This is a genomic window from Microbacterium sp. STN6 (assembly GCF_026410545.1).
Classification (GTDB): domain Bacteria; phylum Actinomycetota; class Actinomycetes; order Actinomycetales; family Microbacteriaceae; genus Root112D2.
Genome location: NZ_JAPMIT010000003.1, coordinates 357,362 through 371,631, shown reverse-complemented (window position 1 = coordinate 371,631; position 14,270 = coordinate 357,362). Strand labels below are relative to the sequence as shown.

The window sequence follows — 14,270 nt, the reverse complement described above, 5'->3', positions numbered from 1 at the left end:
CGACGCTAGGAACAGCGCGGGTGGCGGCACATCACTCTGAGGTATCGACCGGGGCATACCTCAGAGTGGCTTCTGGCGCAGCGGCCCTGTCAGCGTCAGACCGGCGCCATATCGGTGAAGCGCGAGAAGTGGCCCTGGAAGGCCACGGTGATGGTGCGCGTCGGGCCATTGCGGTGCTTGGCCACGATCAGGTCGGCCTCGCCCGCTCGCGGATTCTCCTTCTCGTAGGCGCTCTCGCGGTGCAGCAGGATCACCATGTCGGCATCCTGCTCGATCGATCCGGACTCGCGCAGGTCGCTCAGCGCCGGCAGCTTGTCCTGCCGCTGTTCGGGGCCACGGTTCAACTGGGAGAGGGCGACGACCGGCACCTGCAGCTCCTTGGCCAGCAGCTTGAGCGCACGCGAGAACTCGCTGACCTCCTGCTGACGGCTCTCGACGCGCTTGCCGCTCGTCATGAGCTGCAGGTAGTCGATGACGACCATCTTCAGCCCCACGCGCTGCTTGAGCCTGCGGCACTTCGCGCGGATCTCCACGAGCGTCATGTTGGGGCTGTCGTCGATGTACAGGGGGGCGTCGTTGATGCGCCCGCGGGTTGCCGCGATCGTGGTCCAGTCGCGGCTGTCGACGGTGCCCTTGCGCATGCTCTGCAGCGGAACCGCCGCCTCGGCTGAAAGAAGGCGCATGGCGATCTCGCTTCGCCCCATCTCGAGGGAGAAGAAGATCGTGGGCAGGTCGTGCTTGATCGCGGCGGCACGGGCGAAGTCGAGCGCCAGGGTCGACTTTCCGAGCGCGGGTCGGGCCGCGACGATGACCATCTGCCCGGGATGCAGGCCGTTCGTCAGCTCGTCGAGATCGGCGAAGCCCGTCGGCACGCCCGTCATCGAGCCGTCCTTGTGCTTGGCCGCCTCGATCTCGTCGATCGCGACCGTGACCGCCTCCGTCAGCGGCACGTAGTCCTCACTGTCGGTCGAGCCCGTCACCGCGTAGATCTCGGCCTGCGCGTTGTTGACGAGGTCGAGAACCTCGCCCTCTCCCGAGTAGCCCATCTGCGTGATGCGCGTGCCGGCCTCGACGAGCCGCCTCAGCAGCGCGCGCTCGGCCACGATGGCTGCGTAGTACCCGGCGTTGGCGGCGGTCGGCACGATGCCGGTGAGCGTGTGCAGGTACTCAGCTCCGCCGGCCCGCGAGAGGTCGCCCGTCTTCGTCAGCTCGTCGGTGACCGTGATCACGTCGGTCGGCTCACCGTGCGAGTAGAGGGCAAGGATCGCGTCGAAGATGATCTCGTGCTTGGGCACGTAGAAGTCGGTACCGCGCACAACCTCGACGACGTCGGCGACCGCATCCTTGCTCAGCAGCATTCCACCGAGCGCACTCTGTTCGGCGAGCAGGTCGTGCGGCGGGGTGCGCTCCGTCTGGCGCATCTCGCCCGAAGAGCGCTGTTCCGCCAGACCAAGGTGCGCTATCGACACTGACGCCTCCCGTGCATCTTCAATCCCCGTGCGCACGTTGCGGCGCACTCGTTCGCGGCTGCTCGAGATCGAGCTCGTCACCGTCTTCGCATCGTGTCAGAAGCCACCGACACGATCGCGATGGGCGTCCCGGCGCGGCTGGCCGAGCGATGCGTGACAACACTATGGAGCGCCCTCACGCCCCCACAACTCGCCCTGTGGATAACTTTGGGGATAATCTGCGCGAAACGCCGAGCGGTGTGTGCAGAAGATGTGCGAACTCCTGTGGATAACAAGATTTCTCGCGACGGTTAAGGCCTTCTGACCAGCCATTACTCTTTCCACATGCTGTGGGGAAAAACTCGTCTCCACCCTGTGTTGAGACTTCGCGGATGCGCCACCAACCTGTGCAGAAAGTACTTGCGTTTCGTGCTTAAACAGGTGTAGCGGCGGGTCACCCCGCCGCTACACCGAACGCGTTTCGCGACTACTTCGCGGCGACCACCTGAAGGGTGATCGTGGCCGTGATGTCGTCGCGCAGGCGAATAGTCGCCTCGTGGTCGCCGACCGTCTTGATGGCGTTCGGGATCTCGATCTTGCGCTTGTCGAGCTCGCCGATGCCGGCGGCGCTTGCGGCGCCGGCAACATCCGCTGCCTTGACGGAGCCGAACAGGCGACCCTCGCGGCCGGCCTTGACCTCGAGGCGCACCTTGGTTGCCTCGAGGCGGGCCTTGAGGTCGAGCGCCTCCTCGATGGTGGCGTGCTCACGGGCGGTGCGGGCCGCCTTGATCTGCTCGATCTGCTTCTCACCGCCGCGGGTCCACGAGACCGCGAAGCCTTGGGGGATGAGGTAGTTGCGTGCGTAGCCGTTCTTGACGTCGATGACGTCGCCGGGCTCGCCGAGGCCGGTGACCTCGTGCGTCAGAATCAGTTTCGACATGTCAGATGCTCCTTACCTGCCCGAGCCGGCGTAAGGCAGCAGCGCCATCTCGCGCGCGTTCTTGACGGCGCGGGCGATGAGCCGCTGCTCCTGCACGGAGACACCGGTGATGCGACGAGCACGGATCTTGCCGCGCTCCGAGACGAACTTGCGCAGGGTTGCGACGTCTTTGTAGTCGATCACGCCGACGCGGATCGACTTCGCCGGGGCGGCGTTCTTGCCGTCCTTGCCCTTGCGGATCGGCTTGCGGCGGTCGCCGCTCGACTTTCCAGCCATGATTGTTCCTTTACTTGAGTACTCGTTCCGTGTGATCGCGCCCGAACCGGCCCGGGATCACGCGGAACACAATGTGTTTAGAAGGGCGTCTCGTCGTTGAAGCTGCCTGGCGTGTTCCACACGTCGCCGCCACCCGATGATGCGGGGGCGCTGGCAGCCCACGGCTCGTCGGCGACGGCGGGGGACCCGCCGGGACCGCGCGACGACTGGGCCCTCGTGACAGAGGCGGTTGCGTAGCGGAGCGAAGGGCCGATCTCGTCGACCTCGAGCTCGATGGTCGTACGCTTCTCGCCCTCCTTCGTCTCGTAGCTGCGCTGCTTCAGGCGCCCGCTCGCGATGACGCGGGATCCCTTCGTCAGCGAGCCCGCCACATGTTCGGCGAACTCACGCCAGACGCTCGCCCGAAGGAAGAGCGCCTCGCCGTCCTTCCACTCGTTCGCCTGACGGTCGAACGTGCGCGGCGTGGAGGCGATGGTGAAGTTGGCCACGGCCAGCCCGCTCTGCGTGTAGCGCAGCTCGGGGTCGGCGGTGAGGTTGCCCACCACGGTGATCACGGTTTCGCCGGCCATGAGCTCTACGCTTCCTTCGCTGCCTTGGCGGATGCGGCGCCCTTGCGGGCGGCGCGCTCTTCGGCACGCTTCGCCGCGGTGGCGACCTGCGCGATGGCTTCTTCGGCACGCAGCACCTTGGTGCGCATGACGGCCTCGGAGAGCTTCAACTGACGGTCGAGCTCCACGGTGGCGTCGGAGTTCGCGGTGAAGTCGACGACGGCGTAGATGCCCTCGGACTTCTTGTTGATCTCGTAGGCGAGACGGCGACGGCCCCAGATGTCGACCTTGTCGATCGTTCCACCGTCGTTGCGAACGACGTTGAGGAACTTGTCAAGGCTGGGAGCAACGGTGCGCTCATCGATCTCCGGATCGAGAATGACCATCAACTCGTACTGATGCATGACTAACCCACCTCCTCTGGACTTAACGGCTACAGACTTTCTGCAGCAGGAGGGTATTGGCATCTGCTGCCCGGTCGCATCCATATGGACGGATGGCACAGGGCAACCTGCACAGCATAGCGGATGCCGGTGGGAGATGCCCGCCCTCGGCTGCCACGACCTACCGCCCCACTCCGCACCTCGCACTCCGCGCTCCGCACCTCGCACTCCGCACCGCCTCCGCGCCGCCGCCTTCGCACCGCCTCCGCGCCGCCGCCTTCGCGCCGCCGCCTCGGCCCCCGAGCCTCGTCGAGCGTGGGTGTTCGCGACGAACCAGGCGCGTAGAGCACCCACGTTCGTCGCGAATGCCCGATCTCGGCACTGCGCACGCCTGAACCCGCGACATGGCAGCGTTCAGTCGCGGACCCGCAGAGGGCGACACCACCACGAGGGCGGCACTGCACGGCAGCGGCCGCTGCACGGGTGCGAGCCGTCGGCGTCACGGCTCGCGTTCGAACCAGGTCTCGAGTTCGCCGTAGCGGCGAAGGTACGCTCTCGGCTCCAGCGGGCGCAGCCCGCCACGCATGAGGCGACGCGAGGGACTGCGGGTTTGTCACCGCATCCCACTCCCAGCGCACAACGGGCTTCCTCTCTCGCAGCCGATCCTCCCGAAGCTTCTCGGCCCAGACGACATCCTGTATCGATCGCCCCCCGGTGTACTGATCGCGAACATACTTGCCGCGGCCGTCGAATTCGCCGTACAGGTTCTCCCACTCGAAATCCGGGTAGTCGTTACCCATTCCGTCTTTCCGCGGAACCTGCACCTGCAGGCGAGGGCGAGGGAAGCGCAAGACGTGCATTTGTACCCGGCTCGCCGACTCACCGGGTGAACCCGATTTCGGATCCGCGAACCCGAGGGCGGACCGCGCCACACGTACCCCTCGTGCCGCACCAAGGCTGAGGAGCCGCTCGCGCAATTCGTCTCGGCTCGCACCCGGGCCTCGCTCGCCGTCGGCCAGCTCAAGCTCTTCCTTCAGCCCGTGATCGAGAGCTACGACGCCGCCGAGGAGGTCACGGCTGCGGGCGAGATCGATGAGCGTTCGCGCGAGACCGGTCGCGCGCATCCCCATGACCTGATCAATCTCGTCGTCGTCGATCGGCTCTCCGTGCCACCTGATCCCGTTCTCTGAGCGGACGCCGGAGTGCCGTAACGTGCGCACGTGGACCAACTTCGGCCAGGGACCCAGTGCGGGAATGCCCCAGAGCAGAGCCGCCGACTCATGCGAGAACACCAGGTCATCGAGCCGTCGAGTCTGGGCAACTGCTCGCAATCGGGCCAGGTACCGGGCGTCCGATCGCGCTCGATCCCATTCCGTGCCATCCACGTACACCCCTCGTCGTAAGCGTTGCACCTGCCCCGCGGCCGCCGCCCGCTGAATCCGTCGAGGATCTATTGACTGGTGGATTCCGTCCCGCACCGTGAGCAGTGGCGGCGATTGGAGGGGTCGTGTTGGCTCCAGGTACAGCGACCTCGCGCCAGACGAGGAGCGACGTGATGCGCGAACGTCACGGTTCGCTGAGCCGGTTGATCCCTCTGCCATACGGGGGAGTCTGTCGCAGCGTGCCTCGCTGACGGCCCCCACGCCTTGATTCAGTGGACAACGAGCGATTCACGTTCGAGTGGAGGAGGCAAAGATCTAGCCTGACCGAATGGAGAGCCTGGGGGCCATCGCCGCACGCTTCGACGCGCGCGCATCAACGTATGAGCTTTCGCCCGCCCGGTGACCCGCCGAGAGTGGGTGTTCGCGACGAACCATACAGGTCCACGAGCCACCCTCGTCGCGAACACGCACTCTCGGCGAACCTCCTACGGAACGAGGGCGCAACCGACCGACGGAACGGGAAACGCGCGCGCAGGAGACGGCGAAGAGCGGATGGCACGGGCGCCGCAGGCGCCCGCATCCGGCTCTACCCGGCCATCGCCTTGTTGGCGGCCGCCTGCGCCTGCGCGAGGCCCTTGTCGACCGGCAGCCGGCCCAGGAACACCTCGTCGAGGATCGGCTTGTACGCCGAGCCCGCCGCGTTGAAATTCGCCCCGGTCGGCGCCGGGATCGTCGGATTGTCCTTGATTACGTCGAAGAACGGCGAGACGTCGACTCCCTGGCCCTTCCAATAGTCGAAGTACGTCTGCTGGGCGGCCGTCACGGCGGGCAGGTTCGCGCCGGTCGCGCCGATGAACTGGTTGCCCTCCTTCGAGCCGATCCATTTCAGCACCTTCTTGGTGGCGTCGAGGTGCGCACTGTGCGCGTTGCCCGCGGCGACGATGCCGTTCGTCACGCTCACGGCGCCGGCGGGCCCGGCCGGCAGCGGCACGACACCCCACTCGAACTTCGCGTTGCCCGCCACGTTCGCCAGGTTGTACAGGCCGGACTGGAACAGCGCGATCTTGCCCTGCAGGAACTGGTCTTTGGTGAAGTCGCCGTTGCCGTTCGTGTCGGCGGCGCCGGGCGAGACGTGGTACCGGTTGATCAGGTCCACGATGTACGAGAAGGCCTGCTCGGTCTTCGGGTTCGTGAACGTGAACGAGTTGTCGGCCTTCTGGAACGTTCCGCCGTTCGAGCCGATGAACGGCAGGTAGATGGCCTGCAGGTCCTCCGCCGCGCTGTAACCCCACTGCGTGATGTTCGACGGGTCGAAGCCGCTCTCGTCGGCGGTCGTGCCCGCGGCATCCTTCGTCAACTTCTCCGAAACCGGCAGCAGCGTGTCGTCACCCGAGGCGTTCGGGCTCCAGGTCAGGTGCGAGATGTCACTCTCGCTCAGGCCGGCGTCGGCAAGCAGCTTCTTGTTGTAGTAGACCGCGATGCCGCCGTCCGAGGTCTGCGGCACGCCCCACAGGGCGTCGTCCTGTGTGAACTGCGCAACGACGCTCGGTGCCCACGCTTTTTTCGCGCCCGCGCCCAGGGCCTTGTCGACGTCGATGAGTTTGCCGCCAGACGCGTATGAGCCGTACGACGAGTTGTTGATCCAGAAGATGTCGTCGGCGTTGCCGCCCGCCACGTCCGTGCGCAGCGACGTGAAGTAGTCGGACCACGGCACCACGTCGATCTTCACCGTGATCGTCGGGTTCTTCTCGTGGAACTCCGCGAAAGACTGCTTGTACGCCTCCGCCGCGTTCTCATCCCACGTGCGGAACGTCACCGTCGTCGAGCCGCCGCCGCCGTCGTCGTCATCACCGCCTCCCGCTGAGCACCCGGCCAGCGCCAGCACACCCACGGTGAGCACGGAGACGGCGAGAAGAAAACGGGAGCGCTTCATGTGGAACCTCTGGTCGGCCGGCGAGCGCGAACGCTCGATCTTCACGGGCTACTTGAAACCGGTGATGGCGATGGAGCGCACGATCTGCTTCTGAAAGACCAAGAAGAGCACCAGCAACGGTGCGATCGCCAGCGTCGTCGCCGCCATCACCAGAGTCCAGTTGCCGTTGTACTGCGACTGCAGGCTAGCAGTGCTCACAGTAATAACCCGCCATGTGTTACGGCTCGTGATGATGAGCGGCCACAGGAAGTTGTTCCAGTGGGTGACCACCGTGATGATCGCGAGCGTCGCGATGATGGGGCGCGAGAGCGGCACCACGAGCCAGGTCAGGATGCGCCAGGTGCCCGCGCCGTCAAGCCTCGCGGCGTCGATCAGGTCCTGCGGAATTCCGCGGAAGTACTCGCGCAGCAGGAAGATCGCGTACGGCGAGCCGAACACGTACGGCAGCACGAGAGCCCAGAACGTGTTGCGCAGTCCGCCCTCGCTCATCATGAGATAGAGAGGGATGATCGTCACCACCGGCGGCACCATGAGCGTCGCGAGGTACACCCAGAAGATGGCGTCGCGCCCGGGGAATGTGACGCGCGCGAAGGCGTACGCGGCCAGGATGGAGAACGCGAGCTGGCCCACGAGCACGACGAGAACAACGGCCGCGGTGACGGCGAACGAGTGACCGAAGTCGACGAGACCGTTGGTGAAGAGGCCCGCATAGTTGGCGCCCGTCACCGGGCTGGGTGCGGCGAGCGCCGGTTCGGTCGCGAACTGCTGCGGCGTCTTCAGTGAGGTCATGACGCTCAGCACGAACGGGCCGAGCGTGAGGGCGGCGCCGACGACGAGAACGGCGTAGGCGGCGAGGGTGCCGCCAACCCGTGCGGCTCGCGGTCGCGGCTTAGCTGAGGTCATAGGTGATCCTCCGCCTGAAGTACAGCTGCTGCCCGAGCGTCACAACGACCAGGATCGCGAACAGCACGATCGCCATCACCGACGCCTGCCCCAGGTTGAAGTCGGTGAACGCGGTGCGGTAGATGCTGTAGGCGATCACATCCGTGCGCGCCTGCGGGCCGCCCTTGGTCAGCGCATACACCGTGTCGAACACCTGGAACGAGCTGATGACCGAGGTGACGAGCACGAAGAAGAGCGTGGGTCGCAGCAGCGGCACCGTCACGCTCCAGAAGACGCGCGTCGGCCCCGCACCGTCGACCCGCGCCGCCTCGAGAATCTGCTCGGGGATCGCCGCGAGCCCGGCGACGAAGAACAGCGTGACGTAACCCACCTGCGACCAGATCGTCACCGCGGCGACCGCGGGAAGAGCGAGCGCCGGCTCACTCAGCCACGGCACGTGCGTGCCGAGCAGAGCGTTCAGCGCCCCACCCGTCGGCGCGAAGATCCAGTTCCACACCACGCCGAGCGCGAGCGGCGCACACACCCACGGCACCACGTAGATCACACGGAACGCTCCAGACCCCGGCAGCCGGCGGTTCAGCAGCACCGCCACGAACAGGCCGAGCGCCGTCTGCACCGGGATCACGAGCACCACGAACGCGAGTGTCACGAGCAGTGAGTTGCCGAACGCGGCATCCGTCAGCACATTTGTCCAGTTGTCGAGGCCGACGGCCGTCAGCGGCGCCAGCAGATCCCACTTCTGAAAGCTGAGCCAGATGACGACGACGATGGGCACGAGCAGGAAGACAACGATGCCGATGAGGCTCGGCGTCAGCAGTGCATAGCCGGTCACCGCATTTCGACGACGGATGCCCCGAGCGCGCCGCCCGCGGCTAGGCATCGTCGCGGTCGCGCCACTCGAGCAGGCGGCGCGTGGCCTCCTCCTCGCCGAGGGGACCCTCGTCGAGCCTCAACTCGAGCAGGAACCGGTATGCGCGACCCACCTGGGGCCCCGGCCCGATTCCCAGGATTGCCATGATCTGCTCGCCGTCGAGGTCGGGGCGTTTGCTGGCCAGGTCCTCCTGCTCGGCGAGCTCGGCGATGCGCTGCTCGAGGTCGTCGTAGGCGAAGCCGAGACGGTCGGCCTTGCGCCGGTTGCGCGTCGTCACGTCGGCGCGCGTCAGCATGTGCAGCCGCTCGAGCTGATCGCCGGCGTCGCGAACGTATCGGCGCACCGCGGAGTCGGTCCAGGCGGCGTCCGCGTATCCGAAGAATCTCAAGTGCAGCTCGATGAGCGCTCCGACGGCGGCGACGGTGTCGTTGTCGAAGCGCAGCGCACGCAGGCGCTTGCGTGCCAGCTTCGCCCCGACCATGTCGTGGTGGTAGAAGCTCACCGCCCCGCCCGCCTCGAAGCGACGGGTCGCCGGCTTGCCGATGTCGTGCAGCAGGGCGGCGAGGCGCAGCACGATGTCGGGCTTCTCGCCCGGGTGCCGCTCGTGCTCGTAGCCGATGGCCTGCTCGACGACCGTGAGGGTGTGCTGGTAGACGTCCTTGTGGTGGTGGTGCTCGTCGATCTCGAGACGCAGCGCCGGCAGCTCTGGAAGGATCAGGTCGGCGAGGCCCGTGTCGACGAGCAACTGCAGGCCGCCGCGCGGGTCGTCGCACGACAGCAGCTTGACCAGTTCGTCGCGCACACGCTCGGCGCTGACGATGGAGATGCGCTCAGCCATGCCCGTCATGGCCTCGCGCGCGTCGTCGGCGACGCGGAAGGCCAGCTGGGCCGAGAACCGGGCGGCGCGCAGCATGCGCAACGGGTCGTCGCCGAACGAGATCTCGGGGGTGTCCGGCGTGCGCAGCAGGCCCGCCATCAGGTCCTCCACGCCACCGGATGGGTCGACCAGTCGGCACTCGGGCACGCGCAGGGCCAGCGCGTTCACGGTGAAGTCGCGCCTCGTCAGATCGGCCTCGAGGCTGTCGCCGAAGACCACGTCAGGCTTGCGCGTCGCACCGTCGTAGCTGTCGGCCCGGTACGTCGTGATCTCGACGGTGTCCGCGCCGATCCGCGCGCCGATCGTGCCGAAGGCCCGCCCCATGTCCCAATGCGCGTCGGCAAGGGGCCTCAGCACGCGCAGAATGTCATCTGGCCGCGCGTCGGTCGTGAAGTCGAGGTCATGCACATGCCGCCCGAGCAGGGCGTCACGTACGGGGCCACCGACGAGCGAGAGCTCGAAACCGGCATCCGCGAACGCGCGGGCCAGCGTGGAGACCGGCTCGGATGCCGCCAAGTCGCTGACGCGCGCAAGGGAGGCGGCGACGTTCTGCATGGTTCCCCAGCCTAAGCCGTGTTGATCAGGCAGGCATCGTCGGGCGGCACGCATGGCGGCGCGGCTGGCATCAGAGGGCGGCACGCGATTTCGCGCCGACACTCGCCGATGCCTCACAGCGCGGACACCCTAGAATTGCGCACATGGTGGCCGAGGTGGAGTCGCGCGCTCAGGCGCGCGGCACAACGACCCGATGATCGGCCACTGGGGTCGTCTCGGCCGTGTCGCCGCGGCCCTCACGCTCTCGGTCGCCGCGGTCGTCGTCGCCGCCGCTCCCGCGGCAGCGGGGGCCGCCACCGGCGCGACGCAGGCCGCTTCGGGGGTCTCGGCGCACGCGGCCGCGGGCGCATCCGACGCGACGGCCACGAAGCCCGCCGCCGTGACGCTTTCGGTCGCCGCCGACAACGGCGGCGTGCTGAAGCCCGGCATCGACCTGGTCGTCAGCGCGATGATCAGCAACAGCGGCTCCGCGCCCGTCGACGCGGGGTCGATCAGCGTGTGGCTGGCAGACGGCAGCCTCACCACGCGAGACGCGCTCTCGGACTGGTCGGACGGCACCGATCGACCCGACGGTGTGCGCTCGCTCGGCACCGCGACGGCCGGCCGGGTCGAGCCGGGCAGCACGACGACCGTTCGCATCACGGTTCCGTCGACGGCGGTCGCTCTGACTCGCGACCGTGCCGCCATCCTGCCCCTCGGCGCCTCGTTGAGTGCCGGCACCAAGGCGGTCGCCTCAGGTCACGGCGCTCTGCTCTGGCAACCAGCGGATGCCGGCAAGCGCACCAATCTGGCCATTGCCATGCCGATCACGGTTCCCGCCGGCTCCAAAGGCCTCATCAGCGCGGCCGACCTCGCCACATACACGGCCGCGAACGGTCTGCTCTCACGCCAGATCGACGGGCTCGACGGGCATCCGGATGTCGCCATCGGGCTTGATCCCATGATCCTCGCCTCGATCCGGGTGCTCGGCAGTTCGGCTCCTGAATCGGCGCTCGAGTGGCGGCAGAAGCTGCTCAACCTGCCCAACGACGTCTTCCCCCTGCAATACGGCGACGCAGACGCGGCCGGCGAGGTGCAGGCGGGAGTGACCGAGCTGCTGAAGCCCACGAGCCTGGCCTGGGCGATGAAGCCCTCCGACTTCCAGGCGCCACCGGATCACGTCGGGGAGACGCCCGAGGCCACGAGCAAGGCGCCGGCTTCGCCCACACCGACGCCCACGTCGACGAGCGGGCCGGCGCTGCCCACCCTCGACGAGCTGCTCTCGTGGCCGTACACCATGAGCGGCATCGTCTGGCCGGCCGATGGCACGGTGCGTGCCGCCGACCTGCCGGTCTTTGCCGCGAACGGCCTGAAGACCACGATCGTCTCCGGCTCGAACACGTCGATGGGCGAGGTGAAGACCACCCCGAACGCCGCGTTCTCGGCGGGCGACAACACGGTCATCGCCGCAGACGACGCCGTGTCGAATGCCCTCCGCTCCGCGGTCGGCGCCACCTCGCCGACCGCATGGAACCGCGCCATGTCGCAGCTGGGTGCCGAGCTCGAACTCGTCGGCCAGGAGAAGGGACCCGAGGCCCGAACCATTCTCGCCACCCTGTCTCGCGGCTGGCCGGCCGACTCTCTGCGCCTCTCCCTCACACTCGACGCGCTCGCGTCGGCACCGTGGGTCAGCTCGGTCTCGCTTCCCGCGGCCCTCGACGCCGCCCCGACACCGGGCGTCACGATCAAGGACGCCCCGGAGACCGCGCAGCACGTCGCCGGCATCCGTCAGCTGTTGACAACCGAGAAGAACCTGAACGCCTTCGCCACACTGCTCGACGACCCCACGACCCTCACCGGGCCCACTCGGGCGAACCTGCTCGCGCTGCTCGGAGTGTCGTGGTTCAACGCTCAGAACGACTGGCCCTCGGCGCTCGCCGCCAACACGAAGTCGAGCGCGGCCATTCTCGACTCGGTCAAGATCGTGCCCGCGAGCAACGTGAACGTCTTCAGCACGGAGGCGCCCATTCCTGTGACCGTCGAGAACGGATTCTCGCAGCGCGTGAACCTGGTGCTGCAGACTCGGCCGTCGAATGCCCGGCTCGAGATCGACGGCAACGCTACTCAGACGGTCCAGGCCGATTCGCGCGCGACCATGAGGGTGCCCGTGAAGGCCAATCTTGGCAACGGCAAGGTCAAGCTCTACCTGCAGCTCTACAGCCCCACCGGCGTCGCCATCGGCGACGAGGCCAGCATTCCGGTCGAGGTGCACGCCGAGTGGGAGGGCGTCGTCGCGCTCGCCCTCGCCATCATCGTCGTGGGCCTGTTCGGCTTCGGAATCGTGCGCAACCTGCTGCGGCATAGGGCCGAGAAGCGAGCGGAGCCGCACGGCGACGGCGAAGCGGATGCCGGCGCTGCCGCGCCGGAGAACGCGGTCGCCGCCGACGCAAGCACACCCCCGGAAGACGGAGCCTCGGGTGGCTGAGGTGCGTCGGGCGAGCGCAGTGCTCGCCGCGGGCACCATGGTGTCGCGCGTGCTCGGGTTCGTCAACATGTTCGTGCTCGCGCTCGCAATCGGCACATACGGCTCGGCCGCCAACAGCTTCGCGGCGGCCAACCAGCTGCCCAACACCATCTACGTGATCGTCGCCGGCGGCGTGCTGAATGCCGTGCTCGTGCCGCAGATCGTGCGCGCCGGCCTGCACGCCGACGGCGGCCGCGCGTACATCAACAAGCTGCTGACGATCGCGATCGTCATTCTCGGGCTGACCACGCTCGTGGCGACGGCGCTCGCACCCGTTCTCGTGCGCGTCACGGTCTCGGGCTTCAACGAGGCGCAGACGAATCTCGCCACGGTCTTCGCGTTCTGGTGCCTGCCCCAGATCTTCTTCTACGGCATGTACACGGTGCTCGGCGAGGTGCTGAACGCGCGCAGCGTCTTCGGCCCCTTCACCTGGGCGCCCGTGTTCAACAACGTCATCGCCATCATCGGCTTCGCTCTCTTCATGCTGTTCTTCGGCTCCGACCCCGAGGGCGCCCGCACGGTCGCCGACTTCTCCGGCGGCATGATCACCACCATCGGCGCGACCGCGACCCTCGGCGTCGCCACGCAGGCAATCGTGCTCATTCTGTTCTGGCGGCGCAGCGGCCTCAGCTTCCGCCCGGATTTCCACTGGCGCGGAGTGGGCCTGCGCGAGGTGGGCCGCATGGCCAGCTGGACCTTCGGCATGCTCATGGTCACCACGCTCACGGGCGTGGTGCAGAGCAACGTCGCCTCACTAGCGGATGCCGATGACCCGTCCGTCAGCGTGCTCTCGCGGTCGTGGCTCATTTTCATGCTCCCTCACTCCATCGTCACGGTCTCGATCGCGACGGCGTACTTCACGCGCATGAGCGCGGCCGGGGCGTCAGGGCGCATGTCGGAACTCAAGGCCGATATCTCTGCCGCCATCCGTGCCGTGACCCTGCTGATCATGGCCGCCACCGCGGGGCTCATCGTGCTCGCGTTCCCGTTCGCCCGGCTGTTCACGAAGACCTTCTATCAGACGCAGTCGATGGGGTTCGTGATCATCGCCAACGTCGTCGGACTGCTCTCGTTCACGCTGCTCTTCGTGGTGCAGCGCGCCTTCTACGCGCTCGGCGACACGAAGACGCCGTTTTACTTCACGCTGGCCGAGGGCATCGTCTTCACCCTGATTCTCATCGGATGCGCCATGCTTCCCAGCCCATACATCGCCATCGGCGTCGCGCTCGGGCAGAGCGTCGCCACCACCGTGCAGATGGCGCTCGCCTGGTACCTGCTTCGGCGGCGCATCGGCACGTTCGACGGCCGCAGAATCGGGGCGAGCCTCACCCGCTACGCGGTCGCTGCGGTGCCCGCCGCGCTCCTCGGCTGGCTCGTTCTCACGGCGCTCGGGGCGACGCACGACGGCGGGTTCGGTGTGAGCGGCAAGCCACAGGCGGTCGTCACCATGATCGCCGCCGGGGCGGTGGTCGCCGCCGTGTACTTCTCGCTGCTGATCGCGCTGCGCGTTCCGGAACTGCGCGGAGTGCTCGCGCCGCTTGCGGCGCGCATCCGTCGTCGCTGACCTGGCTGACATGGCGCTGGAATAGCAGCCGCCTAGGATGTGTTGTACGGGTCGAATCACCTCGACTCGTGAGCACTTCAGGGAGTA

12 protein-coding genes are annotated in these 14,270 nt (G+C 67.4%); 3 read left to right on the top strand and 9 right to left on the bottom strand.

Annotated elements, in window-relative coordinates; translation table 11 throughout:
- Positions 1 to 95 precede the first annotated feature (95 nt).
- The 5 genes from dnaB to rpsF form a co-directional block, all read right to left on the bottom strand.
- On the bottom strand, positions 96 to 1,469 hold the full coding sequence (dnaB, locus tag OSC27_RS10905; protein WP_267181479.1) for a replicative DNA helicase: 1,374 nt from the start codon (positions 1,467 to 1,469) through the stop codon (positions 96 to 98).
- Positions 1,470 to 1,935: 466 nt separating this feature from the next.
- The gene (gene rplI / locus OSC27_RS10900; protein ID WP_267181478.1) at positions 1,936 to 2,388 is read right to left on the bottom strand and encodes a 50S ribosomal protein L9; all 453 of its coding nucleotides are present in this window, start codon (positions 2,386 to 2,388) and stop codon (positions 1,936 to 1,938) included.
- A 12-nt stretch (positions 2,389 to 2,400) separates the two neighbouring features.
- Positions 2,401 to 2,664 carry a 30S ribosomal protein S18 gene (rpsR, locus tag OSC27_RS10895; RefSeq protein ID WP_055810442.1) on the bottom strand — a complete coding sequence of 88 codons (264 nt, stop codon included), beginning with the start codon at positions 2,662 to 2,664 and terminating at the stop codon, positions 2,401 to 2,403.
- A 77-nt stretch (positions 2,665 to 2,741) separates the two neighbouring features.
- Positions 2,742 to 3,233, bottom strand: coding sequence for a single-stranded DNA-binding protein (locus OSC27_RS10890; RefSeq protein ID WP_267181477.1), 492 nt, complete (start codon positions 3,231 to 3,233; stop codon positions 2,742 to 2,744).
- Positions 3,234 to 3,238: 5 nt separating this feature from the next.
- Positions 3,239 to 3,616 (bottom strand): 30S ribosomal protein S6, encoded by a 378-nt coding sequence (gene rpsF / locus OSC27_RS10885; RefSeq protein WP_267181476.1) that lies wholly within the window; start codon positions 3,614 to 3,616, stop codon positions 3,239 to 3,241.
- A gap of 1,019 nt (positions 3,617 to 4,635) precedes the next feature.
- On the opposite strand from rpsF, the gene OSC27_RS10880 reads away from it, so the two are divergent.
- Positions 4,636 to 4,785, top strand: coding sequence for a hypothetical protein (locus tag OSC27_RS10880; RefSeq protein WP_267181475.1), 150 nt, complete (start codon positions 4,636 to 4,638; stop codon positions 4,783 to 4,785).
- Between the two features lie 778 nt (positions 4,786 to 5,563).
- Here the strand turns inward: OSC27_RS10880 and OSC27_RS10875 are convergent.
- From OSC27_RS10875 to OSC27_RS10860, 4 genes are read right to left on the bottom strand one after another with little or no spacing between them, the layout of a single operon-like run.
- Complete coding sequence (locus OSC27_RS10875) at positions 5,564 to 6,910, bottom strand: ABC transporter substrate-binding protein (RefSeq protein WP_267181474.1); 1,347 nt, start codon at positions 6,908 to 6,910, stop codon at positions 5,564 to 5,566.
- Positions 6,911 to 6,958: 48 nt separating this feature from the next.
- A complete protein-coding gene (locus OSC27_RS10870) occupies positions 6,959 to 7,813 on the bottom strand; it encodes a carbohydrate ABC transporter permease (RefSeq protein ID WP_267181473.1) in 855 nt (284 codons plus the stop codon).
- On the bottom strand, positions 7,800 to 8,645 hold the full coding sequence (locus OSC27_RS10865) for a sugar ABC transporter permease (RefSeq protein WP_323374057.1): 846 nt from the start codon (positions 8,643 to 8,645) through the stop codon (positions 7,800 to 7,802). The genes OSC27_RS10870 and OSC27_RS10865 overlap by 14 nt, the downstream gene beginning before the upstream one ends.
- A 40-nt stretch (positions 8,646 to 8,685) precedes the next feature.
- On the bottom strand, positions 8,686 to 10,116 hold the full coding sequence (locus tag OSC27_RS10860) for a CCA tRNA nucleotidyltransferase (protein ID WP_267181471.1): 1,431 nt from the start codon (positions 10,114 to 10,116) through the stop codon (positions 8,686 to 8,688).
- A gap of 193 nt (positions 10,117 to 10,309) precedes the next feature.
- On the opposite strand from OSC27_RS10860, the gene OSC27_RS10855 reads away from it, so the two are divergent.
- Together OSC27_RS10855 and murJ are read left to right on the top strand one after the other, a co-directional pair.
- The gene (locus OSC27_RS10855) at positions 10,310 to 12,580 is read left to right on the top strand and encodes a DUF6049 family protein (RefSeq protein WP_267181470.1); all 2,271 of its coding nucleotides are present in this window, start codon (positions 10,310 to 10,312) and stop codon (positions 12,578 to 12,580) included.
- Complete coding sequence (murJ, locus tag OSC27_RS10850) at positions 12,573 to 14,183, top strand: murein biosynthesis integral membrane protein MurJ (protein ID WP_267181469.1); 1,611 nt, start codon at positions 12,573 to 12,575, stop codon at positions 14,181 to 14,183. The genes OSC27_RS10855 and murJ overlap by 8 nt, the downstream gene beginning before the upstream one ends.
- Positions 14,184 to 14,270: the final 87 nt, after the last annotated feature.

Bases quoted from the DNA above. Each gene is read 5' to 3' on its own strand.
- OSC27_RS10870 (WP_267181473.1), bottom strand. From the start codon at position 7,813: ATGACCTCAGCTAAGCCGCGACCGCGAGCCGCACGGGTTGGCGGCACC.
- OSC27_RS10875 (WP_267181474.1), bottom strand. From the start codon at position 6,910: ATGAAGCGCTCCCGTTTTCTTCTCGCCGTCTCCGTGCTCACCGTGGGT.
- rpsR (WP_055810442.1), bottom strand. From the start codon at position 2,664: ATGGCTGGAAAGTCGAGCGGCGACCGCCGCAAGCCGATCCGCAAGGGC.
- rplI (WP_267181478.1), bottom strand. From the start codon at position 2,388: ATGTCGAAACTGATTCTGACGCACGAGGTCACCGGCCTCGGCGAGCCC.
- OSC27_RS10860 (WP_267181471.1), bottom strand. From the start codon at position 10,116: ATGCAGAACGTCGCCGCCTCCCTTGCGCGCGTCAGCGACTTGGCGGCA.
- OSC27_RS10890 (WP_267181477.1), bottom strand. From the start codon at position 3,233: ATGGCCGGCGAAACCGTGATCACCGTGGTGGGCAACCTCACCGCCGAC.
- OSC27_RS10855 (WP_267181470.1), top strand. From the start codon at position 10,310: ATGATCGGCCACTGGGGTCGTCTCGGCCGTGTCGCCGCGGCCCTCACG.
- rpsF (WP_267181476.1), bottom strand. From the start codon at position 3,616: ATGCATCAGTACGAGTTGATGGTCATTCTCGATCCGGAGATCGATGAG.